The sequence below is a fragment of the Staphylococcus xylosus genome (assembly GCF_002732165.1).
Taxonomy (GTDB): Bacteria; Bacillota; Bacilli; order Staphylococcales; family Staphylococcaceae; genus Staphylococcus; species Staphylococcus xylosus.
The window spans coordinates 634,883-659,238 of record NZ_MRZO01000001.1 but is presented as its reverse complement, the minus strand read 5'-3'; the positions used below and the strand labels follow the sequence as shown (position 1 = coordinate 659,238).

Sequence of the window (24,356 nt, the reverse complement as noted above, 5' to 3'; positions counted from 1 at the left end):
TACTTTTGTTAGAAATAAATTATGGTATAATTGTAAACTGTGGATAAATATAGTATTTTATTATTAAACTCATCTTAAATAATTGTTTATTTACAGTTAGTTTCAGAACCATTAACTTTAGGAGGCAATTTTATGACGTTAGAAATCACAAATGATTATGGTAGCATAGATATTTCAAACGAAGTAATAGCATCAGTGGTGGGCAGTAAAGCAGTAGAATGTTATGGAATTGTAGGCATGGCTTCTAGACAACAAGTAAGAGACGGTATTGCCGAAATATTAGGGCATGAAAATTATTCTAAAGGCATTGTTGTAAGAGAAAACAATGGAGTGATTGATGTTGATATGTATACAATTGTCAGCTTCGGGACAAAAATATCTGAAGTAGCAAGCAATGTACAATCAACTGTGAAATATACATTAGAACAAACATTAAAAGTAAAAGTAAACTCAATAAATATATTTGTACAAGGTGTGCGCGTCAATAATGGCACGAAGAACTAGGAGGACATTACGCAATGGTTAGCAAAATAAATGGTAAATTATTTGCCGAAATGATTATACAAGGGGCACAAAATTTATCAAATCATGCAGATTTAGTCGATTCATTAAATGTATATCCAGTACCTGATGGAGACACAGGAACTAATATGAATTTGACTATGACATCTGGTAGAGAAGCAGTAGAAGAGAATTTGTCACAACATATAGGTGAACTAGGAAAGACATATTCTAAAGGTTTATTAATGGGTGCTAGAGGTAACTCTGGTGTAATATTATCCCAATTATTTAGAGGCTTTAGTAAAAATTTAGAAGATTATGACGAAATCAATGCACAACAATTTGCCGAAAGCTTTAAAGCTGGTGTAGATACAGCGTATAAAGCAATTATGAAACCAGTAGAAGGTACAATCTTAACAGTAGCTAGAGATGCAGGAGATGCTGCAATGCGTAAAGCTGAAGAAACTGAAGATTGTATTGAGTTGATGACTTATATTTTAGAACAAGCAGAAATTTCACTTGAAAACACACCGAACTTATTACCAGTTTTAAAAGAAGTAGGAGTTGTTGATAGTGGTGGTAAAGGTTTGGTAGTGGTTTATGAAGGTTTCCTAAAAGCATTAAAAGGAGAAAAAGTATCCGCACAATCACCAAAATTAGACAAAGATTCATTGGTAAATGAAGCGCATGATTTTCATGGTGTGATTAATACTGAAGACATTGAATTTGGTTATTGTACTGAAATGATGGTTCGTTTTGGTAAAAATAAAAAAACTTTCGATGAACAAGAATTCAGAGAAGATATGAGTGCATTTGGTGATTCTTTATTAGTGATTAACGATGAAGAAATAGTTAAAGTACACGTACATACTGAAAAACCAGGTGATGTATTTAATTATGGTCAACAATATGGTGAATTAATTAAATTAAAAGTAGAAAATATGCGTGAACAACACAGAGAAGTTGTGAAAAAAGAGCAAAATAATCAATCTGTACCTCAAAGTGATGAAAACGAAACTGTTGAAACTGCTGTAATTGCTATATCAATGGGTGATGGCGTTTCTGAGTTGTTTAAATCAATGGGCGCAACACATATGATTAGTGGTGGCCAAACTATGAACCCATCGACGGAAGACATAGTGAAAATGATTGAACAATCACAATGTAAACGCGCGATCATTTTACCAAACAATAAAAATATCCTTATGGCTAGTGAACAAGCAGCTGATATTGTTGAAGCAGAAGCGATTGTTATTCCAACAAAATCTATTCCTCAAGGCATTGCTGCATTATTTAACTATGATGCGTCTGATTCACTTGATGATAATAAATCTCGTATGGTGGAATCATTAGAAGCGGTTAATTCTGGTTCAGTTACTTATGCAGTTAGAGATACTAAAATAGATGGCGTTGAGATTAAAAAAGGCGCATTTATGGGCTTAGTAGAAGATAAAATTGTTACAAGTCAAGATAATGAGTTTGATACAGTTAAAGGCTTGCTTTCACAAATGATTGAAGAAGATAGTGAAATCATAACTATGATTGTTGGGGAAGATGCGAATGAAACTGTTACTGCCGAGATAGAAACATGGGTTGAGGAAACTTATCCAGATATCGAGCTAGATCAACATGATGGCCAGCAACCTGTATACCAATATTTATTTTCAGTAGAATGATTGCCGAAATAGTTATTGATTTAAACGCAATGATATTTAGATGTGACTAAAAATTAAGCATCATTGTAAATAGGCTATGTAGTCAAACAATGGTTTGAATATTGTTTTATTGTAGGTTTAATACTAAACATTCTGATGTTTTGAGAGCGAGAGTACGAAATCAAATTTAGTTTTGATTTCTATTTCGCTCTCGTTTTTATGTAGTGATTTAATTTAATTATGCAAGTTTATATGAATTGCAGTCAATTATATTTTAAACTTAAAAAGAACAATGCAACCAGTTTTGGTTTATAATGTCTAATGAACTTGTTATAATAAACTAGATGTTTAAGAATGTAAGCGCAACACTTTAGAAACATTAAAAACAAGAGTGGGGTATAATTATGAAATATAAAACAGTTTTCGATATAATTGGTCCAACAATGATAGGTCCGTCGTCATCTCATACAGCAGGGGCGGTAAGAATTGGATTGGTAGCAAGAGATTTATTTAATCAATTACCGAATCAAGTTGATATCTATTTGTATGGCTCATTTATGGAAACTTATAAAGGTCATGGCACAGATGTTGCACTTGTAGGTGGCTTATTAGGCTATGATACGGATGACGATAGAATACAAAAGAGTTTAGAAGCAGCAGAAACTGCAGGAATGAAAGTTAATTTTATAGAAATGGCTGAAGAGAGATCACATCCTAATACAGCTATTATAAATATGCGTAATGCTGAAAAGGAGATTTCGGTGGAAGGTGTGTCTATCGGCGGTGGTAAAATTGAAGTTGTAGCAATTAACGGCTTTAATATTGCAATTAGTGGGAATTACCCAGCATTGTTTGTATTTCACAAGGATACATTCGGCACAATCGGTAAAGTAGCTAATATTTTAGGAGATTCAAGTATTAATGTGGGAAGTATGCAAGTATCGAGAAAAGAAAAAGGCGATCAAGCGTTAATGACTTGCGAGTTAGACGATGCTGTAAACAAAGATATTATAGAGAAAATTAAAAACGTCGATGGTGTAGTGACGGTTTCACTCATGGGAGACGCCTAACGGAGGTATTGCATGTTTAAAAGCGTGAAAGAATTAATAGAGATGTGTGAGGCACAAGATAAGAAAATTCATGAAATTATGTTAGAACAAGAGATGGAAGTGACAGGTTTATCTGAAGCTGATGTCTATGCACATATGGATAAAAATTTACAAACAATGGAAAATGCATTGGATGAAGGACTAGCGGGAGTAACATCAACGACGGGACTAACTGGTGGAGATGCTGTATTAATTAAAGAATATTTAAAAACAGGGAAATCATTATCAGGTGCAACGTTATTAGATGCAGTTAGTAAAGCAGTTGCAACAAACGAAGTCAACGCAGCGATGGGAAAAATTTGTGCAACGCCTACTGCAGGTTCAGCTGGTGTAGTGCCAGGTGTATTATTTGGCTTAAAACCTCGTCTTGAGCCCACACGTAAAGATATGCTTAACTTTTTATTAACCTCAGGTGCGTTTGGTTTCGTTGTAGCAAACAATGCATCAATTTCAGGTGCGGCTGGTGGTTGTCAAGCTGAGGTAGGCTCGGCAGCGGCTATGGCGGCAGGTGCAACAGTTGAACTTGCTGGAGGTACACCACAGCAATCAGCTGAAGCCTTTGCAATTTGTTTGAAAAATATGCTAGGTTTAGTATGTGATCCAGTTGCTGGTTTAGTAGAGGTTCCTTGCGTGAAAAGAAATGCTGCCGGTGCTTCTAATGCAATCGTATCTGCAGACATGGCATTAGCAGGTGTAACATCTAGAATACCGACAGATGAAGTGATAGAAGCAATGTATAAGATTGGCCAAACGATGCCATCTGCTTTACGTGAAACTGGTCGTGGAGGTATAGCTGGCACACCGACAGGTCAGCGTCTAAAACAAGAAATATTTGGTGATTAATAATGTCAAAAGTCAATTTAATAGAAAGTCCATTTCCGTTATCTCAAATTAAAGGTCTAGGACCTAAACGTTTAGCGGTGTTAAATGAATTAAATATTTATACCGTTGAAGATTTAATCTTATATCTACCGACACGTTACGAAGATAATACTGTAATTGACTTAAATGAAGCAGAAGACCAAGCGACAGTGACAGTGGTAGGTGAAGTATATTCAACACCGACTGTCGCTTTTTTTGGTCGTAATAAATCTAAGTTAACAGTACATATCATGGTCAATAACATTGCAGTAAAGTGTACTTTTTTCAATCAGCCTTATTTAAAAAAGAAAATTGAACTACATGGCACGGTTACGGTAAAAGGTAAATGGGATAGAAGAAAGCAAGAAATTAATGGAAATAGAATGTTTTTCAATCAACAGGTTACAGAGTCTGCCCAATTCGAACCTGTGTATCGTATAAAAGAGGGTATTAAGCAAAAACCATTAAGAGATATGATACGTCAAGTATTAGATCAAGTATCTATACATGAATGGTTATCACCAGAGTTAAGAAAAAAATATAAGTTAGAATCATTAGAAAATACAATTAAAGCACTTCATTTTGCAACTGATAAAGCTTCATTACTAAAGGCGCGTAGAACATATGCATTTACAGAGTTGTTTATGTTCGAACTAAGAATGCAATGGTTGAATAGGCTTGAGAAAACTTCGGATGAAGCTATTGAGGTTGATTATGATATCAATTTAGTTAAACATTTTATTGATAGTTTGCCTTTTGAACTCACTGATGCCCAAAAACATAGCGTTAATGAAATCTTTCGTGATTTGAAGGCTCCAATACGTATGCATCGTTTACTCCAAGGTGATGTGGGCTCTGGGAAAACTGTTGTTGCAGCTATCTGCATGTATGCGTTGAAAACTGCTGGTTTTCAATCGGCATTAATGGTTCCGACTGAAATTTTAGCAGAACAGCATGCTGAAAGTTTAGTAGATATATTTGGTGATAGGATGAATGTCGCGTTATTAACGGGTTCAGTAAAAGGTAAAAAGCGACGATTATTATTAGATCAATTAAATAATAATGAAATTGATTGTTTAATTGGAACACATGCATTGATTCAGGATGACGTGAAATTTAATAATGTTGGACTTGTTATTACTGATGAGCAACATCGTTTTGGTGTGAATCAACGACAACTACTTAGAGAAAAAGGTGCTATGACGAATGTACTATTCATGACAGCAACGCCTATCCCTAGAACCTTAGCTATTTCAGTATTTGGTGAAATGGATGTTTCATCAATTAAGCAGTTACCAAAAGGTAGAAAACCAATTATTACTTCATGGTCAAAACATGAAGCGTACGAAAGTGTTTTGAACCAAATGACTTCTGAATTGAAGAAAGGTCGTCAAGCTTACGTCATATGTCCATTGATTGAAAGCTCTGAACACCTAGAAGATGTTCAAAATGTGGTTGAATTATATGAATCATTACAAGCTTATTATGGTACTGACAAAGTGGGGTTATTACATGGTAAAATGCATTCCAATGAAAAAGATGAGGTTATGCAAAAATTCAGTAATCATGAAATAGATATTTTAGTATCAACAACCGTTGTCGAGGTAGGGGTAAATGTGCCAAACGCTACATTTATGATGATATACGATGCCGATCGTTTTGGATTATCTACATTACATCAGTTGAGAGGTCGTGTAGGTAGAAGTGAACATCAAAGTTATTGCGTATTGATTGCTTCACCAAAAACCGAAACAGGTATAGAACGTATGAATATCATGACGCAAACAACAGATGGTTTCGAACTCAGTGAACGAGATCTTGAAATGAGAGGTCCCGGAGATTTCTTCGGCGTAAAACAAAGTGGTTTGCCAGATTTCTTAGTCGCAAACGTGGTCGAAGACTATAAAATGTTAGAAGTTGCTAGAGATGAAGCGGCAGAATTAATTCAAACAGGAATATTTTTTGAGCCACAATACCAAACTTTAAGATCATTTATTGAGAAGAATTTACTATATATGAGCTTCGATTAATCATAAGTAAAATTAAGGCACTTTCCAGTAAAATAAAATGACTTTGTCATTGTTTTACTGGAAAGTGCCTTGGTTTTTAGGTCAACATAATGTGATATTAATATGCTAGTTTTAAGTTTGTTTTTTTTAAATGACTCATCGTGTGTTTTCTGATGTTAACAATGATAAACACTTTTAAATTATTTCACACCAACATCATCCCATGCTTTTTCAATTGCTTTACCTTCTTCGCTATTATCGCCATATAGTTTATCTGCCGCAACAGTGAGTGCTGTTTTAGCATCTGTAAATTGAGCATTTGGTGTTAAGTATTCTGTGAGGGCAAGATAATAAATTTGTTCTGCTTTGTCTTTTCCAATATCTGTGATGGTTAAATATGCAGCCTTATTTGGTATACCGCTATTGGTATGAACACCGCCGTTATCTTCGCTGCCTTTTTGGTATTGATCCATGTGAGCTGGTTGGTTGTAATCTTCAGGGTTCTTCAGACTTCTTAAAGCATCGCCATCTTGGTCAGGCGTGTAAATATCTTCACCCATTAACCAATTATCTGGATCGACAAAATACCCAAATACATCAGAAAATGATTCATTTAATGCTCCTGGTTGATAGCTATATTCTAAGCCAGCAGTACGCTCTGTTACTGCATGTGTTAGTTCGTGGGCCACGACATCACTAGCACCTGATAGTTCTTTAAAGGTTTGGCCGTCGCCATCACCGTATATCATGTATTGTCCAGTCCACGCAGCATTGTTGAAATTCTTATCATAATTGACAATAGAATTAATTGAGCCACCATTATCATCATAGCTGTCTCTATCAAATGTATCTAAATAATAGTCATAAACTTCTTTTGCATAATAATGTGCATCAACACCAGCTCGTTGAGATTTTTTATTGAAGTTTGTACTATCATTAGTAATTGGCGCCATAGTATTTGTCGTATTATTAGCAGTTTGTGTATCAATTGTTGCATTACTAGATGTATCATGTAGCGTATATTGATTTTGTGATTGAGTTAAGTTAAGTGGTGATTTTACATCTCCGTTAACGCCAGTACCTTTTCCTTCAGTTGTTGCTTTTTGAAGTGTGTTTTGTTTTTTTATGATTTTACCTGTTGCTGCATCAACTTGAATCTTCCAATGTGCTACCTTAGGTGAAACATAGTTCAATTCAATATTATAAACGAGTTTTTGTTTATCACTATTTATATCCAAATTGTTTTTACTAACGATGTCATAACCTTTGATATTTTTAACTTTTGATTTTGATTTACCGATGGCTTTAAAAGCGTTTTTTTCGGCTTGAGCAGAAGTTATCTCGTTTGAATTTTTAACATTTATGTATGGTTTGTCAATACTACCATTGATTAATTTTACGTCGCCTTTTTTGTTTACATGTACCTTAAGTGTACTATCACTAGAAGTGATGTCATTAATTTTAGCCTTTAGAGTATAGTGTGTCACACCAGTTTTGTCTGTATTTTTATTTGCTACTTCATATTGTTTAAAGGCATTTTTATTAAAAGTTTCAGTTTTAGTTTTGCTTGAGTCTTTGACCAAATCTTGTGCATGCTGATTTAGATATTGTTTTACGTCTGTCTCATTTTGAATAGTTGAATTATCAGCCTTTTTAAAACTCTCAGGTTGTATACTATTACTTTCCTCAGCGTGAACGTTACCTGATGTAATAGCTAAAATAGAACTAGCTAGTAGCGTGGTAGAAAAAATTTTCTTCATAATATCCTCCTAGAAATGAATGGTATAAAAAATAATTTTCTGATTATTTTAAATATATTTGAAATTTCAAATTATTTAAAATTATACGTATAGTTTATAATTAATTCAACAGGAAAAAGCGAAAATATTTATTTATTTAAAATGAATAAATAATATGTATAACAAATGTTGAAATTTATTATGCATAAACATTTAAATAATGCTATTAAGTATTGTGTTATTGTCCAATTCGAAGAAATTTTCGTAAACTTATTTTTAAATGAATTTGGAGGATTTAATGAATGATGATTATCATTGTTTACTAGATGAAAAAGTATACTGGTTTAGATATTATTAAAAATATGTACTTAAAAGTTATTAAATTCGAACTTACGTATGTTTTTTGTTGAGCAATTGAAAAGGAAAGTGTTATGATATGTTAGGAGTGTTTAAGACTTGGTACTAAAAACATGGGAGTTTGAATGCGATGAAATTAAAAAAACAAGAGCGGCGTGACGCAATAAAAAAAGAGATAGCTAAAAATCCGTTTATTACAGATTTAGATTTAAGTACTTTATTTTCAGTAAGCATCCAAACAATAAGGTTGGATCGTACACACTTAAATATTCCTGAGTTAAGAACACGAATTAAATCTGTAGCTAGGAAAAACTATGAAAGTATCCGTTCTATTGAAGGAAATGAAATCATAGGTGATGTGATTAATGTAGAACCTGACAAATATGCCACTTCAATTATTAATATTGATGAAGAATCTGTCTTCACCAAAAATAAAATCGCGAGAGGGCACGTTCTATTTGCACAAGCAAACTCTTTATGTGTAGCACTTATACATAAATCAGTCGTATTAACAAGTGAAAGTAATGTTGTGTTTACAAAACCAGTGAAATTAAACGAAACGGTACGCGCTAATGCGCAAACCAGTGAAATAACAAATAAATATTATATTATAAAAGTCGAATCGTATGTTAAAGATACGATTGTTTTTAAAGGAACATTTAAAATGTATTATACAAGTGAGGATGAACAAAATGGTTAAATTAGCGATTGATATGATGGGTGGAGATGACGCACCTGAAATCGTTTTGGAAGCTGTTGAAATGGCGGTTAACAAATTTGAAGATTTAGAAATCATTTTATTTGGTGATGAGTCAAAATGTACCCTAAAGCATGACCGTGTAGAAGTACGTCATTGTACAGAGTCTATAACTATGCACGATGAACCTGTTAGAGCGATTAAGCGTAAAAAAGATAGCTCAATGGTTCGAATGGCAGAAGCAGTGAAATCTGGAGAAGCAGATGGGTGTGTTTCAGCTGGAAACACAGGTGCTCTAATGTCAGCAGGGTTATTTATAGTCGGCCGTATCAAGGGTGTAGAGCGTCCAGCATTAGTTGTGACGTTGCCAACAGTTTCGGGCAAAGGTTTTGTGTTTATGGATGTTGGCGCAAATGCTGAAGCAAAGGCAGAACATTTATTGCAATATGCTCAACTTGGTAATATTTATGCACAAAAGATTAGAGGTATTTCACAACCTTCAGTAAGTTTATTGAATATTGGTACTGAAGCAGCCAAAGGTAATACATTGACCAAAAAGGCTTATCATTTAATGGAAACACAAACTGACTTTCATTTTACAGGTAACGTAGAAGCTAAAGAATTGATGAATGATGCTGCTGATGTTGTAGTGACTGATGGTTATACCGGTAATATGATTTTGAAAAATTTAGAAGGTGTAGCTAAAGCGATGGGTAAAATGTTTAAGTCAACACTTTTAAGCAGCTTAAAAAATAAAGTTGCAGCACTAATTTTGAAAAAAGACCTAAAAGGATTAATGGCGAAAATGGATTATGCTGAGTATGGTGGATCTGTATTATTAGGACTGAATGGCACGGTAGTGAAAGCGCATGGTAGTTCTAGTGCTAAAGCATTTTATTCAGCGATTCGTCAGGCAAAAATTGCCGGTGAACAAAAAATTGTTGAAACTATGAAAGAAACGGTGGGTACACAAGATGAGTAAAACAGCGATAATATTTCCAGGCCAAGGTTCACAAAAAGTTGGTATGGCGAACGATTTATATGAACAAGACGAAGTAGCAACTTCAATTTTAAATCAAGCACAACAAGCTTTAGACTTCGATATCTTAGAAACAATGTTCACAGATAGCGAAGAAAAACTTGGTCAAACTGAAAATACACAACCCGCTTTATTAACCCATAGCATTGCATTATTCAATGCGTTAAATGAGTTGAATGCAGATTACACAATGGGGCATAGCTTAGGCGAGTATGCGAGTTTAGTCGCAAGCAATGTGTTGAAATTCGAAGACGCAGTAAAGATTGTAAGAAAGCGTGGTCAACTTATGGCTGAAGCTTTCCCGAATGGTGTGGGAAGCATGGCGGCTGTATTAGGTTTGAACTACGAGGAAGTTGATGCTATATGTAAGCAATTATCAACTGAAGAGGAAATTATTGAACCAGCAAATATTAATTCTCCTGGACAAATCGTTGTTTCAGGTCATAAAACATTAATTGATCAGTTAGTAGCTGAAGGTAAATCATTAGGCGCTAAGCGTGTTTTACCATTAGCCGTATCGGGTCCATTCCATTCATCTATGATGCAAGTAATCAAAGATGATTTTGCATCATTTATTGATCAGTTCGAGTGGCGAGATGCTCAATATCCCGTGGTACAAAATGTACATGCCAAAGGTGAAACTGATGCAAACGTCATTAAAGCAAATATGATAGAACAATTATATTCACCTGTTCAATTCATAAATTCAACGCAGTGGTTAATTGATCAAGGTGTGGATCAATTTATTGAAATTGGCCCTGGCAAAGTATTATCAGGTTTAATTAAAAAAATTAACAGAGATGTAAAAGTAACTTCAATTCAAACACTAGAAGACGTGAAAGGTTGGAATGAAAATGACTAAAAGTGCATTAGTAACAGGAGCGTCAAGAGGTATCGGACGCAGTATTGCTATCCAATTAGCAGAAGAAGGTTATAATGTTGTAGTAAATTATGCCGGTAATAAAGAGAAAGCTGATGCTGTCGTAGAAGAAATCAAAGCTAAAGGCGTAGAAAGCTTTGCGATTCAAGCGAATGTAGCAAACGGTGATGAAGTCAAAGCGATGATTAAAGAAGTAGTTAGTCAATTTGGCTCAGTAGATGTACTTGTAAACAATGCCGGTATTACACGTGATAATTTATTGATGAGAATGAAAGAGCAAGAGTGGGATGATGTCATTGATACAAACTTAAAAGGTGTCTTTAATTGTATTCAAAAAGTCACACCACAAATGTTAAGACAAAAAGGCGGTTCTATCATCAATTTATCAAGCGTTGTTGGCGCGGTTGGAAATCCAGGACAAGCTAACTATGTTGCCACTAAAGCAGGTGTTATCGGATTAACCAAGTCAGCTGCAAAAGAATTAGCATCTAGACACATTACTGTTAATGCTGTTGCGCCAGGATTTATTGTTTCAGATATGACAGATGCATTAAGTGATGAACTTAAAGCACAAATGTTAGAACAAATCCCATTAGCTGAATTTGGTGAAGATTCCGATATTGCTCATACTGTAGCATTTTTAGCTTCTGAAAAAGCTAAATACATTACAGGTCAAACAATTCATGTCAATGGTGGCATGTATATGTAACCTATGAGCTATTCAATTGTTCACAAGTCGTTGTTCGTTTGAACATGATATAAGTTTTTCTAGTGTAATACTGTGAATTACTACTTGTATTTCAATTGATAAAATGGGAAAATATAAAAGTCTATAATTAGACTTTTTTAAAAGGAGGTGAATCGACGTGGAAAACTTCGACAAAGTAAAAGATATTATAGTTGACCGTTTAGGTGTTGACGCTGAAAAAGTTACTAAAGATGCATCTTTTAAAGATGATTTAGGCGCTGACTCACTAGATATCGCTGAATTAGTAATGGAATTAGAAGACGAATTTGGTACTGAAATTCCAGATGAAGAAGCTGAAAAAATCAACACAGTTGGTGATGCGGTTAACTTTATCAATAGTATTGAAAAATAATAAGCAAATATCTGAGTCGTAGTAAAAACGGCTCAGATTTTTTTATTTGAGAAACATCTATAATCAAACTGTAGATTAATTGAACGTTAATATAAATGTATTACACACTAGTTGTAGAGCGTAACAATCTTATATATGACAAACAGTTTTTTCTTTAGTTTTATTGAACTTTCACGTAGAATAAAAGCGTATACAGTAATTTTAGCATATAGTTGTTTTTATCTGAGGAGGAAAGAGATTGACCAATCATAAAAAGAAAGAAATGGTTCAAGCATTCCAAAAAAAGTTTGCCCAAAAAATGCAAGAATTAGATTTGAATTTTAATCAAGTCGATTTATATCAACAGGCATTTTCGCATTCTAGTTTCATAAATGATTTTAATATGGATCGCTTAGATCACAATGAAAGATTAGAATTTTTAGGAGATGCGGTATTAGAATTGACGGTTTCACGCTATTTATTTGATAAATATCCAGAATTGCCTGAAGGTAATTTAACAAAAATGCGTGCAACAATTGTATGTGAGCCATCACTTGTAATATTTGCGAAAAAAATTCAATTGAATGAATTAATTTTATTAGGAAAAGGCGAAGAAAAAACAGGGGGCAGAAGTCGTCCTTCACTAGTTTCTGATGCTTTTGAAGCATTTGTAGGTGCACTGTATTTAGATCAAGGTTTAGAAGCAGTATGGAAATTCTCCGAGAAGATTATATTCCCTTACGTAGAAGATGATGAATTAGATGGTGTGGTAGATTTTAAAACACAATTTCAAGAGTTTGTGCACAGACAAAACCAAGGCGATGTGACTTATCGACTCATCAATGAAGAAGGACCAGCACATCATAGACTGTTTACTTCTGAAGTTATTTTAGAAGATAAAGCCGTAGCAGAAGGAAAAGGAAAGACTAAAAAAGAATCAGAACAAAAAGCTGCTGAACAAGCATATAAAAAATTAAAAAATAAGTAAATATAGCAAATGCATTTTTATAATAAGTAATACATTGATAGGATTAATTCTAAAATGTTGTTTATTAAGAAATGTATTAACTTAAAGGTTAATGTAAAAGTGTTTCTAAATTGATACAAGATAAGGAACACCTTGAAGGAGAATAGCATGGTTTATTTAAAATCTATAGATGCCTTTGGTTTTAAATCTTTTGCTGAGCATACAAACGTTCAGTTTGATGAAGGCGTAACAGCAATAGTTGGACCAAACGGTAGTGGGAAAAGTAATATCACTGATGCAATAAAATGGGTGTTAGGTGAGCAGTCAGCTAAATCTTTACGTGGTGCTAAAATGGAAGATATTATTTTTTCCGGCGCAGAACATCGTAAAGCTCAGAATTATGCAGAAGTAAAATTAAAGTTAGATAATAGTGCAGGCAAGTTGCAGGTAGAAGCTGATGAATTAACAGTGACGCGTCGTTTGTATAGAAGTGGCGAAAGTGAATATTACCTGAACAATGATAGAGCAAGGTTAAAAGATATTCTAGATTTATTCTTAGATTCAGGTTTAGGAAAAGAAGCGTTTAGTATTATTTCACAAGGTCGAGTAGATGAAATATTAAATGCCAAGCCTATCGATAGAAGACAAATTTTAGAAGAGTCTGCAGGTGTGTTGAAATATAAAAAAAGAAAGGCAACTTCAGTACAAAAATTAGCTCAAACTGAAGATAACCTTTCACGAGTAGAAGATATTTTATACGACTTAGAAGGTCGGGTTGAACCGTTACGAGAAGAGGCAGCAATTGCCAAAGAATATAAGCATCTTTCAAAAGAAATGGAAAAGAGTGATGTACTAGTAACGGTCTATGATATTGAACAATATAACAATAATATCCACGAACTAGACGAAAAGTTAAATTATTTAAAAAGCCAGCAATCAACAAAAGATGGTGAAAAAGTTCAACACACACAATCACTAAATAAGTTTAAAGCTGAAAGACAGCAATTAGATGAACGCATCGAATCTTTAAATTATCAACTCGTAAAAGCTACAGAAGAAGTTGAAAAATATACGGGTCAATTAAATGTGTTAGAAGAACGTAAAAAGAATCAATCTAAAACAAACGCAAGATTTGAAGAAGAGCAAGAAAGCCTTCTGAATCAAACTGCTACATTAAAGCAAGAGAAAGCGGAAGCACAAACAGAGATAGATCGACTTAAATCACAACAAAAAGAATTAAATGAAAAAATACAATATTTTGAATCTCAACTTTATGTGACGGATGATCAACATGATGAAAAGTTAGAAGAAATTAAAAACAAATATTATCAGTTGATGTCGGAACAGTCAGATGTGAATAATGATATACGCTTTTTAGAGCATACGATACAAGAAAATGAATCTAAACAATCACGCTTAGATTCAAGACTACTTGAAGCATTTGAACAATTGAAACAAATTCAACACGACATTAACGAAGCTGAAAAAAACAGCACAATGGCACAGAAAGAATTAAAAAAAGCAGAGCAGCAACTTAATGAGTATGAACACAAATTAACAGAACTCAAACAACAACGTAGTGAATATGAAGAAAAATTACATCAGGCATATAGGTTCAATGAAAAGCTTAAGTCTCGTATAGATAGTGCTGCGACACAACAAGAAGAATATAGTTATTTCTTTAATGGAGTTAAACATATATTAAAAGCAAAAAATAATCAGTTAACAGGAATTCGAGGTGCGGTAGCAGAAGTTATCCAAGTACCTTCAGATTTAACTAAAGCTATTGAAACGGCTTTAGGCGCATCTTTACAACACGTTATTGTTGATTCTGAAAAAGAAGGACGTCAAGCGATTCAATATCTTAAACAACACGGTTTAGGAAGAGCAACATTTTTACCATTAAATGTTATTCAACCACGTCAAATTGCTAGTGATATATTGACGACAGCTCAAGAGGCAGAAGGTTTTATTAACATCGCATCTCAAGCGATTCAAGTTGAAGCGGATTATCAAAACGTCGTACAAAATTTATTAGGTAATACAATTGTCGTTGATGAATTAAAAAATGCTAATGAACTAGCTCGAAAAATAAGATACCGTACACGTATTGTTACATTAGATGGAGATATAGTTAATCCTGGTGGATCTATGACCGGAGGCGGCGATCGAAAATCGAAAAGTATTTTAGCACAAAAAGATGAACTTGCTAAAATGCGTGCACAATTAGCAGATTATCAAAAGCAAACTGTTCAATTTGAGAAACAATTCCAAGAAATCAAAGAAAATGCAGATAGTACTAGCGAAAACTATTTCGCCACAAGTCAAATTTATAATTCAGCAAAACAAAAAGTTCATGATTATGAGTTAGAGTTAGATAGATTACGAAAAAATGAAGCACATTTAAAAGATGAACATGAAGAATTTGAATTTGAAAAAAATGACGGATATCAAAGTGCAACGAGCAAGCAAACCTTAAATGATAAAAAACAAAAATTGGTTGAAATTAAAACCCAATTACAAAAGTTAGAGGAAGATATTGACCTTTATACAAAATTATCTAAAGAAGGCAAAGAGAGTACAACACAAATCCAACAACAGTTACACCAAAAGCAGTCGGATTTAGCAGTAGTAAAAGAAAGATTGAGTGCACAAAAACAAACACACACAAGAATTACTAAACAACTCTCAACGGTTGCTAGTCAACAAGAAAAATTAGATGACCAAATAAAGTTATTTAATTCTGATGAAATGACCGGTGAAAAAGCCTTTGAGACAATTCAAAGTAATATTGAGCAAAGTAAAAATGCTAAAGCTCAATTAGCACAAGACATCGAAGAAGTGAAATCGCGTAGACTAGAATTAAATGATAAAATTGAAGAAACAGATCAAATGTTACAAGAAGCGAATCAAGATATTTTATCTATTGAAAATCGCTACCAAGATATTAAATCTGAGCAATCACGTTTAGATGTGCTAATTAATTATGCAATCAACCACTTGAATGATACTTATCATATGACGTATGAACGTGCGAGTGAGTTATATGAATTAGATGAGGATATTGAAGTGTTGCGTAAAAAAGTCAAGTTAACAAAAATGTCTATTGAAGAATTAGGACATGTTAATCTAAATGCGATTGAACAATTTGAGGAAGTTAACGCACGTTATACATTTTTAGATGAACAACGTGCTGATTTAAGGGCAGCTAAAGCAACATTGGAACAGCTTATAGAAGAAATGGATCAAGAAGTGAAAGACCGTTTTAAAGAGACTTTCCATGCTGTACAAGGCCATTTTGCTGAAGTGTTTAAATCACTATTTGGTGGCGGACAAGCAGAATTACGTTTAACGGATGACGATTACTTATCAGCAGGCGTAGATATTATTGTTCAACCTCCAGGCAAAAAACTACAACACTTATCTTTATTAAGTGGTGGAGAACGTGCACTCAGTGCTATTGCTCTATTATTTGCAATATTAAAAGTAAGGTCAGCACCATTTGTTATATTAGACGAAGTAGAAGCTGCATTGGACGAAGCAAATGTTATTAGATATGCACAATATCTTAAAGCTTTATCAGACCAAACACAATTTATTGTGATTACTCACCGCAAGGGCACGATGGAATTTTCAGACCGATTATATGGTGTAACGATGCAAGAATCTGGTGTATCCAAATTAGTGAGTGTGAATTTAAATACAATTGATGAAGTTATTAAGGAGGAACAAGCATGAGCTTTTTCAAACGATTAAAGGATAAATTTTCTAGTAACTCAGAAGAACCAAAGCAACAAGAAGATCTAGAACAATTATCTGAGGACTCTCAAAAAGAGATAGATGAGTCCCAAGATGAACAACCAGTCAAAAAGCCAAAAAAATTAAAAGAAGCAGATTTTGATGATGATGGCCTAATATCTATAGAAGACTTTGAAGAAATTGAAGCACAGCAATTAGGTGCGAAATTTAGAGCAGGATTAGAGAAATCTCGTGAAAACTTCCAAGCTCAACTTAACAATTTAATTGCACGTTATCGTAAAGTTGATGAAGAATTCTTCGAAGCTTTAGAAGAAATGCTTATTACGGCTGACGTTGGATTTAACACGGTAATGCAATTAGTTGAAGAATTGCGTGAAGAAGCACAACGTCGTAATATTTCAGAAACAGAAGATTTACGAGAAGTTATTGTAGAAAAAATAGTGGAAATTTATCATCAAGATGATGATAATTCAGAAGTAATGAATATAGAAAATGAAGGACTTAATGTCATTTTAATGGTAGGTGTCAATGGTGTTGGTAAAACAACAACAATCGGTAAATTAGCCCACCGTTATCAAGCAGAAGGTAAGAAAGTAATGTTAGCTGCAGGAGATACATTCAGAGCGGGTGCGATTCAACAACTTAAAGTTTGGGGAGAACGTGTTGGAGTTGAAGTAATGAGTCAGAGCGAAGGTTCAGACCCAGCTGCAGTAATGTATGATGCAATAAATGCTGCGAAAAGTAAGGATGTAGATATTCTTATTTGTGATACAGCAGGGCGTTTACAAAACAAATCTAATTTAATGAATGAATTAGAAAAAGTGAAGCGTGTCATAGGACGTGCTGTCCCAGAAGCACCTCATGAAGTATTACTATGCTTAGATGCAACTACAGGTCAAAACGCATTGTCACAAGCGAAATCATTTAAAGAAGTTACTAACGTGACGGGTATTGTACTTACGAAATTAGATGGTACTGCCAAAGGTGGTATCGTGTTAGCAATACGTAATGAACTACACATACCAGTAAAATATGTAGGTTTAGGTGAAAAATTAGATGATTTACAACCATTCAATCCAGAAAGTTATGTTTATGGACTATTTGCTGATATGATTGAACAAAATGTAGATGAAAATGAAGCGCCAAATAAAAACGCGGAAGAAATTGATGGTCACTCAGATGAGTCAAAATGATTTAATTAAAACGATTCGTATGAACTACTTGTTTGACTTTTATCAAGCGTTACTCACTCAAAAGCAAAGAAACTATTTAGAGTTATTCTATTTACAGGACTATTCTTTAAGCGAGATAGCTGATACATTTGATGTGAGTCGACAAGCAGTGTATGATAACATAAGAAGAACTGGCGATTTAGTTGAAGATTATGAAACGAAATTAGGTTTATACCGTAATTTTGAACAAAGACAAAAATTATATGAACAAATTAAGCAGCATGTTAATGAACCAGAAAAAATAAAGCAATACATTCAAGCACTAGAAGATTTAGACTAGAGAACACAAAGGAGGTATTTGATATGGCATTTGAAGGATTGTCCGATCGTTTGCAAGGAACGATGCAAAAAATCCGTGGTAAAGGTAAAGTCACAGAAGCTGATATTAAATTAATGATGCGCGAAGTTAGATTAGCATTATTAGAAGCAGACGTTAACTTTAAAGTCGTTAAAGATTTTATCAAAACTGTATCAGATAGAGCACTAGGTTCAGATGTAATGAAATCATTAACACCTGGACAACAAGTAATTAAAATAGTGCAAGAAGAACTGACTCAATTAATGGGTGGGGAAAATTCAACCATTACAATGGCTAATAAACCACCAACAGTAGTAATGATGGTTGGTTTACAAGGTGCAGGTAAAACAACAACTGCAGGTAAATTAGCGTTGCTAATGCGTAAAAAGTATAATAAAAAACCGCTGCTTGTTGCAGCAGATATATACCGTCCAGCCGCAATTGATCAATTACAAACTGTAGGTAAACAAATTGATATACCAGTATACAGTGAAGGTGATCAAGTAAAGCCACAACAAATAGTTGAAAATGCTATTAATCATGCTAAAGATGAACATTTAGATTTTGTAATTATTGATACAGCAGGCCGCTTACATGTCGATGAGGCCTTAATGGAAGAATTGACAGACGTTAAAGAAATTACAAAACCAGATGAGATCATGCTTGTTGTTGATGCGATGACAGGTCAAGACGCTGTTAATGTAGCACAATCATTCGATGAACAGCTTGACGTTTCAGGCGTAACACTGACGAAACTAGATGGAGATACCCGTGGTGGTGCTGCATTATCCATTAGATCCGTAACTCAAAAACCAATTAAATTTGTAGGTATGAGTGAAAAACTCGATGGTCTAGAACCATTCCATCCTGAACGTATGGCATCACGTATCCTTGGTATGGGAGATGTATTAAGTTTAATTGAAAAAGCGCAACAAGATGTTGATGAAGATAAAGCGAAAGATTTAGAGAAAAAAATGCGTACTTCATCGTTTACATTAGAAGATTTCTTAGAACAATTAGACCAAGTTAAAAATCTAGGACCGCTTGATGATATTATGAAAATGATACCAGGTATGAACAAGATGAAAGGCATGGATAAATTGAATATGAACGAAAAACAAATCGATCATATTAAGGCGATTATTCAGTCTATGACACCAAGCGAACGTAATGAACCAGAGAAGTTAAATGTATCTCGTAAAAAACGTATCGCTAAAGGTTCTGGCCGTTCAGTTCAAGAAATAAATAGACTAATGAAACAATTTAACGACATGAAGAAAATGATGAAACAATTTTCTGGTGGCGGAAAAGGCAAAAAAGGTAAGCGTAAGCAAATGGAAAATATGATGAATGGTATGAATTTACCATTTTAAAGTATGTTTCTTAAAAAGTTTAATCTAACAATAATTCAAAAAGTAGTAATCCACATCGAAAGCGTGGATTACTACTTTTTTTGTATTGGTTTTAGAGCGTAGACAAACTTTAGCAGAACTATCAACTAAAGTTTGTTTATATTCTTATAGCTATTTTTTCATAATAGGAACGGTCTTTCAGATTAAAGTTGGTTCTATTATCAATTGATTTATTCAAAACAATCTCACATAACCACTGTTTAATTTATATGTACTATCATCTTTATACTATTATTTTAGTAGTGATTTGGCATGACTCTTAAGGGGAGAATACAGGCTAAGGCAGTGTCTGTGGTAAGCGTGCACAAAAAGCTGCTTACAAAGTTGAAGGATTTGTCGATGATATGAAACCACTTATATTTCGGCGATTTTGCTTATAACAAACGTTTTGAAAAGAATACTCCAATAAAAATAAATTATTAATGAATACCTATGTTTTCCCTAAATGTTTTGCCTTCGTATTCAGTTCGGTATAAACCACGCTTTTGTAATTCAGGTACGATATCATCGACGAAATCTTGTAAACTATTTGGGAACACTGGAGGCATTAAGTTAAAACCATCTGCAACCCCCTCATCGAACCAGCGTTCCATTTCATCCACGATGTCCTCTGGTGTACCGATAAGTGTTAAATGTCCACCACCTGCGCTTAAATAGCCTAGTAATTCTCGTAATGTTGGATTTTTATCTTTGATAATTTCTAACACAGTTTGATAGCGTCCTTTAGGACCATTAAAAGATTCTGCGGGTGGTAATGATGGAACAAGTTCATCTAAATCCCAATTATGACAATCTTGGCGAATAAAAAACTCTAGTTGATTTAAAGCTGTATCAACTTCTAAAGATTCATCAAGTTGTTGTTTTTTTGCATATGCTTCTTCATATGATCGTCCAACATATGTTACTAAACCAGGGAATACTTTCAAAGTATTTTCTGGCTTTCCCTGTTGTTTTAATTTTTGATTTAATTTCTTTTTAAAATTGTTTGCTTGATCAAAATTCCAAGCGACAGCATAGACTGCGTCTGCGTATTTAGTTGCCAATTCGATACCAGGATCCGATGCACCGGCTTGCATTGCAATTGGTTTTCCTTGAGGGCTACTTGGTGTTGTTAGTGGTCCTTGAACATTGAAATGTGCACCTTGGTGATTGATAGGGGCGATTGCAGAATTATTAATTAAACTATTTTCTTCTTTATTATGTAAAAAGTCATCAACACTCCAAGATTCAAGTAATTGATTCATCACTTGAGCGAATTCATCTGCTTTTTTGTAGCGTTCTTCATGTTCAGGTAAATGATCCATACCATGGTTTGCAGCTTCTAAATCTGTCATCGAAGTTACCAAATTCCAACCAGCGCGACCTTGACTAATGTGATCGATGCTCAGTAGTTGTCTAGCGGCTGTAAAAGGGTTAGAAAATGTACTAGATATTGTAGCAACTAGTCCAACGTGTTGAGTAAATTGCGATAATGCTGTTAAATTAACTAAAGGATCGAACCAAAATGCTGGCATATCACTTTTAGATGTGGCAGGAAACGATTGATTGTCAGCGAAAAATACAGCATCAAATAACCCTTGTTCTGCAATTATTGCTAACGATTGATAATATGTAATATCACCAATACGTTCAACGCTTGAATTAGGCATGCGCCATGCAGCTTGATGATGACCACATCCATAGATGAGTACACCGATGTTTAGATGTTTTGTTTGTGTCATAAATAACTCAGTCCTCCTTATTAATTCATTGTTAAGCCGCCGTCGACTGTAAAATTCTGCCCTGTGATGCCATCAGATTGATCCGATACGAGATATGCAACCATATTAGCTACATCTTGTGGTACGATAACTTTTTTGAGTGGTGTTGTTTGAGCAATTAAATCAAAGACCTCAGTTGTTGTAGTTGCACTTGCATCCGTTGTTTTTAACAAACCACCAGATACTATGTTTGATGTGATACCATATTGTCCTAATTCTGCAGCTAAATTACGTGAAAATCCGATCAATCCAGCTTTAGCTGTTGTATATTCATGATAAGGGACGACAGGATTTTGAAATAGATTAGTACCAATTGAGATGATGTTACCTTTTTGTCTTTGGATGAATTGAGGTATAACGCTTTGACATATATTGAAAGCTGATTTTAATGTACCATCAATTTGTTGCTGATAATCTTCCCATGACAAATCGGCAAATGCTTTTTGTTGAACAGGATCAAATTTAAATCCAACTAGTGCATTATTAATTACAACATCTATCTGGCCAAAATATTGTGTAGCTTCATCAACTAACCTGTCAATTTCATTTCGTTGTGTCACATCTGCTTGTAAAGCAATTGCTTGTCGAGTTCCTATTTCATCAACAAGTTTTTGTGCAGCGGCTTCACTTTTATGATAGTTTATAACAACGTTATGGCCATGCTGAGCTAGTGTTTTTACTATGGTTGCACCTAATCCACGACTACTGCCAGTTACTATTACGTTTTTGTTCATTATATACACTCCTTAATTTTCCATAAAAAAAATACACAACCCTTCAGAAAGAAAGTTGTGTATTAGAAATATCAACATATATGTAGTGATTCAAAAAGTTTTTGAAATATGCTAGACTTCACACTTTCCTCCGCTAGTTCAAACTAGATCAGGTTCAAAGGGTTTGAGTCAGACTCATCTCAGTTAGAAACACCCCTAGTGCATTCGTTATTTAATTTAATTTCAATGTATATTTTTTAGTGAATAATGTCAAGTTTAGGATAATTTAAAATTTTATACGATATCATTTTGAGTTGGAGAAAAGAAATTTGTAGAATATTGAAATTGGTAAAGAAGAAACTCTTTACAAAGTTGGGGATTACTGTTATTATTATTTCTTGTAGAAAATAAAAACTATGAAAATTAAAGGAGCGAATATAAATGGCAGTTAAATTACGTTTAACACGTTTAGGTTCAAAAAGAAATCCATTCTATCGTATCGTAGCAGCTGATGCTCGTGCACCACGTGACGGTCGTAATATCGAACAAATCGGTACTTACAACCCTAACAATGTAAATGCACCTGAAGTTAAAATCGACGAAGAATTAGCACTTAAATGGTTAAAAGATGGTGCGAAACCAACTGATACAGTTCATAACATTTTATCAAGAGAAGGTATCTTGAAAAAATTTGATGACCAAAAATAATTTTTAACCTAATATACATTGTGTATATTTCTAAGAGTACCTCCAGAGGTGCTCTTTTTTTATTGAAAAATATCAAATATAGTTGAACAAAAATAAAAAATGAAGTCATATTATAGAAGCTTTATTTTTTATATGTAATGAGACACAGTGATTGAACTTACGTGTTATAATAGGCTAATAAAATAGCGAATATACATAAACAAATATGAATGAAATAGCCAAATTATTATGGAGGAACATATATGAAAGTTGAAGTAGGGAAGATTGTAAATACACATGGGATTAAAGGAGAAATTAAGGTGAAATCTAATTCGGATTTTACTGATATACGTTTTCAGCCAGGGGAAACCGTTGAGATAGAGCGTAAAGACAAAGAATCATTAACATTTACGATTGCCTCGTACAGAATGCATAAAGGACTGCATATGTTAACATTTGAAGGAATTAATAATATTAACGATATTGAGCATCTAAAAGGAGAAACGTTAGTTCAAGAACGTGACCATGAGGAAATTGAATTAGGAGAACATGAATATTATTATTCAGATATTATTGGTTGTACGGTCTTTGATGAAGAAGATAGTCCAATTGGTCGTGTTATAGAAATTTTTGAAACAGGAGCCAATGATGTTTGGGTTGTTAAAGGAGATAAAGAATATTTAATACCTTATATTGCAGACGTAGTTAAAGAAATTGATGTCGAAGGTAGACGTATTCAAATCTCCCCAATGGAAGGATTGTTAGATTAATGAAGATTGATTATTTAACTCTATTTCCAGACATGTTTAATGGCGTGTTAAATCATTCTATACTGAAGCGTGCTCAAGAAAAAGATGTGTTACAAGTCAATACTGTAGATTTTAGACATTTTGCAGAAAATAAACATAACCAAGTAGATGATTACCCATTTGGTGGTGGACAAGGGATGGTATTAAAGCCTGAACCCATTTTTAATGCGATGGATAGTATCGACAAGACAGCTGATACAAGAGTTATACTAATGTGTCCTCAAGGACGTCCATTTACTCAAGCTATTGCTAACGAACTTAGTCAAGCAGAGCATATCGTTTTTATTTGTGGTCATTATGAAGGTTATGATGAGAGAATTCGTGAACATTTAGTAACGGATGAGATTTCTATGGGGGATTATGTATTAACTGGTGGAGAACTGCCAGCAATGGTAATGACTGATGCAATTGTTAGACTAATTCCTGGTGTATTAGGTAATCAACAATCACACGAAGATGATTCGTTTCAAGATGGTTTGCTAGAATTCCCTCAATATACAAGACCGCGTGAATATAAAGGGATGGGTGTTCCAGATGTATTGTTGTCAGGTAATCATGCAAATATTGAAAAGTGGCGTCATGAGCAGAAAATTATCAGAACTTGGACGAAGAGACCAGATCTTTTGAATTACGATACAATGTCACAAGCAGACAAAGAGATTATAGAAAGATATAAAAAGCATTTGAAAAAAGACTGACTATGTGCTAACATATTTTAAGTGTGCGACACACGAAAAATCACTATGATCCGCTGCTATATTTTGTCAAGGCAAGAACATAGGTTGAAGGAGAG

General features: G+C 34.0%; 21 protein-coding genes and 1 riboswitch. Of the genes, 18 read left to right on the top strand and 3 right to left on the bottom strand.

Going from position 1 to position 24,356, the window contains the following annotated elements; genetic code table 11:
• The first annotated feature begins 132 nt into the window (after positions 1 to 132).
• From BTM19_RS03150 to recG, 5 genes are all read left to right on the top strand, one after another.
• Positions 133 to 504 (top strand): Asp23/Gls24 family envelope stress response protein, encoded by a 372-nt coding sequence (locus BTM19_RS03150; RefSeq protein WP_029377507.1) that lies wholly within the window; start codon positions 133 to 135, stop codon positions 502 to 504.
• 14 nt (positions 505 to 518) lie between these two features.
• On the top strand, positions 519 to 2,177 hold the full coding sequence (fakA, locus tag BTM19_RS03145) for a fatty acid kinase catalytic subunit FakA (protein WP_029377506.1): 1,659 nt from the start codon (positions 519 to 521) through the stop codon (positions 2,175 to 2,177).
• Positions 2,178 to 2,560: 383 nt separating this feature from the next.
• The gene (gene sdaAB / locus BTM19_RS03140) at positions 2,561 to 3,226 is read left to right on the top strand and encodes an L-serine ammonia-lyase, iron-sulfur-dependent subunit beta (RefSeq protein WP_038678357.1); all 666 of its coding nucleotides are present in this window, start codon (positions 2,561 to 2,563) and stop codon (positions 3,224 to 3,226) included.
• Positions 3,227 to 3,238: 12 nt separating this feature from the next.
• Positions 3,239 to 4,108, top strand: coding sequence for an L-serine ammonia-lyase, iron-sulfur-dependent, subunit alpha (sdaAA, locus tag BTM19_RS03135; protein ID WP_099265722.1), 870 nt, complete (start codon positions 3,239 to 3,241; stop codon positions 4,106 to 4,108).
• A 2-nt stretch (positions 4,109 to 4,110) separates the two neighbouring features.
• The gene (recG, locus tag BTM19_RS03130; RefSeq protein WP_029377503.1) at positions 4,111 to 6,156 is read left to right on the top strand and encodes an ATP-dependent DNA helicase RecG; all 2,046 of its coding nucleotides are present in this window, start codon (positions 4,111 to 4,113) and stop codon (positions 6,154 to 6,156) included.
• A gap of 179 nt (positions 6,157 to 6,335) precedes the next feature.
• Here recG and BTM19_RS03125 read toward each other — a convergent pair whose 3' ends face one another.
• Positions 6,336 to 7,895, bottom strand: a complete 1,560-nt coding sequence (locus BTM19_RS03125; protein WP_029377502.1) for a M4 family metallopeptidase — start codon at positions 7,893 to 7,895, stop codon at positions 6,336 to 6,338.
• A gap of 466 nt (positions 7,896 to 8,361) precedes the next feature.
• Here BTM19_RS03125 and fapR point away from each other — a divergent pair, with 466 nt between their 5' ends.
• From fapR to ffh, 10 genes are all read left to right on the top strand, one after another.
• Positions 8,362 to 8,931: a transcription factor FapR gene (gene fapR, locus BTM19_RS03120; RefSeq protein WP_029377501.1), complete on the top strand. Its 570-nt coding sequence runs from the start codon at positions 8,362 to 8,364 to the stop codon at positions 8,929 to 8,931.
• The gene (gene plsX / locus BTM19_RS03115) at positions 8,924 to 9,910 is read left to right on the top strand and encodes a phosphate acyltransferase PlsX (RefSeq protein WP_029377500.1); all 987 of its coding nucleotides are present in this window, start codon (positions 8,924 to 8,926) and stop codon (positions 9,908 to 9,910) included. The genes fapR and plsX overlap by 8 nt, the downstream gene beginning before the upstream one ends.
• The gene (fabD, locus tag BTM19_RS03110) at positions 9,903 to 10,829 is read left to right on the top strand and encodes an ACP S-malonyltransferase (RefSeq protein ID WP_099265721.1); all 927 of its coding nucleotides are present in this window, start codon (positions 9,903 to 9,905) and stop codon (positions 10,827 to 10,829) included. Before plsX ends, fabD begins: the two co-directional genes overlap by 8 nt.
• Complete coding sequence (gene fabG / locus BTM19_RS03105; protein WP_029377498.1) at positions 10,822 to 11,556, top strand: 3-oxoacyl-[acyl-carrier-protein] reductase; 735 nt, start codon at positions 10,822 to 10,824, stop codon at positions 11,554 to 11,556. Before fabD ends, fabG begins: the two co-directional genes overlap by 8 nt.
• A gap of 157 nt (positions 11,557 to 11,713) precedes the next feature.
• On the top strand, positions 11,714 to 11,947 hold the full coding sequence (locus BTM19_RS03100; protein WP_029377497.1) for an acyl carrier protein: 234 nt from the start codon (positions 11,714 to 11,716) through the stop codon (positions 11,945 to 11,947).
• A gap of 262 nt (positions 11,948 to 12,209) precedes the next feature.
• Positions 12,210 to 12,914 (top strand): ribonuclease III, encoded by a 705-nt coding sequence (gene rnc / locus BTM19_RS03095; protein ID WP_369965323.1) that lies wholly within the window; start codon positions 12,210 to 12,212, stop codon positions 12,912 to 12,914.
• A gap of 147 nt (positions 12,915 to 13,061) precedes the next feature.
• A complete protein-coding gene (gene smc, locus BTM19_RS03090) occupies positions 13,062 to 16,631 on the top strand; it encodes a chromosome segregation protein SMC (protein ID WP_038678360.1) in 3,570 nt (1,189 codons plus the stop codon).
• Positions 16,628 to 17,845, top strand: coding sequence for a signal recognition particle-docking protein FtsY (ftsY, locus tag BTM19_RS03085; protein WP_038678362.1), 1,218 nt, complete (start codon positions 16,628 to 16,630; stop codon positions 17,843 to 17,845). The genes smc and ftsY overlap by 4 nt, the downstream gene beginning before the upstream one ends.
• A complete protein-coding gene (locus BTM19_RS03080; RefSeq protein ID WP_029377492.1) occupies positions 17,832 to 18,164 on the top strand; it encodes a putative DNA-binding protein in 333 nt (110 codons plus the stop codon). Before ftsY ends, BTM19_RS03080 begins: the two co-directional genes overlap by 14 nt.
• Positions 18,165 to 18,187: 23 nt before the next feature.
• Positions 18,188 to 19,555: a signal recognition particle protein gene (gene ffh / locus BTM19_RS03075; RefSeq protein ID WP_029377491.1), complete on the top strand. Its 1,368-nt coding sequence runs from the start codon at positions 18,188 to 18,190 to the stop codon at positions 19,553 to 19,555.
• Between the two features lie 458 nt (positions 19,556 to 20,013).
• On the opposite strand, the gene BTM19_RS03070 is transcribed toward ffh, so the two are convergent.
• Positions 20,014 to 21,315: an LLM class flavin-dependent oxidoreductase gene (locus BTM19_RS03070; RefSeq protein WP_058625816.1), complete on the bottom strand. Its 1,302-nt coding sequence runs from the start codon at positions 21,313 to 21,315 to the stop codon at positions 20,014 to 20,016.
• A 20-nt stretch (positions 21,316 to 21,335) separates the two neighbouring features.
• A complete protein-coding gene (locus BTM19_RS03065; protein WP_099265720.1) occupies positions 21,336 to 22,088 on the bottom strand; it encodes a 3-oxoacyl-ACP reductase in 753 nt (250 codons plus the stop codon).
• Between the two features lie 108 nt (positions 22,089 to 22,196).
• Positions 22,197 to 22,295: riboswitch (TPP riboswitch) on the bottom strand.
• 213 nt (positions 22,296 to 22,508) lie between these two features.
• On the opposite strand from BTM19_RS03065, the gene rpsP reads away from it, so the two are divergent.
• The 3 genes from rpsP (at position 22,509) to trmD (ending at position 24,261) form a co-directional block, all read left to right on the top strand.
• Entirely contained in the window at positions 22,509 to 22,775 is a 267-nt protein-coding gene (rpsP, locus tag BTM19_RS03060; protein ID WP_029377488.1) for a 30S ribosomal protein S16, read from the top strand.
• 242 nt (positions 22,776 to 23,017) lie between these two features.
• Positions 23,018 to 23,524 (top strand): ribosome maturation factor RimM, encoded by a 507-nt coding sequence (gene rimM / locus BTM19_RS03055; RefSeq protein WP_029377487.1) that lies wholly within the window; start codon positions 23,018 to 23,020, stop codon positions 23,522 to 23,524.
• Positions 23,524 to 24,261 (top strand): tRNA (guanosine(37)-N1)-methyltransferase TrmD, encoded by a 738-nt coding sequence (gene trmD, locus BTM19_RS03050; protein WP_038678365.1) that lies wholly within the window; start codon positions 23,524 to 23,526, stop codon positions 24,259 to 24,261. Before rimM ends, trmD begins: the two co-directional genes overlap by 1 nt.
• Positions 24,262 to 24,356: the final 95 nt, after the last annotated feature.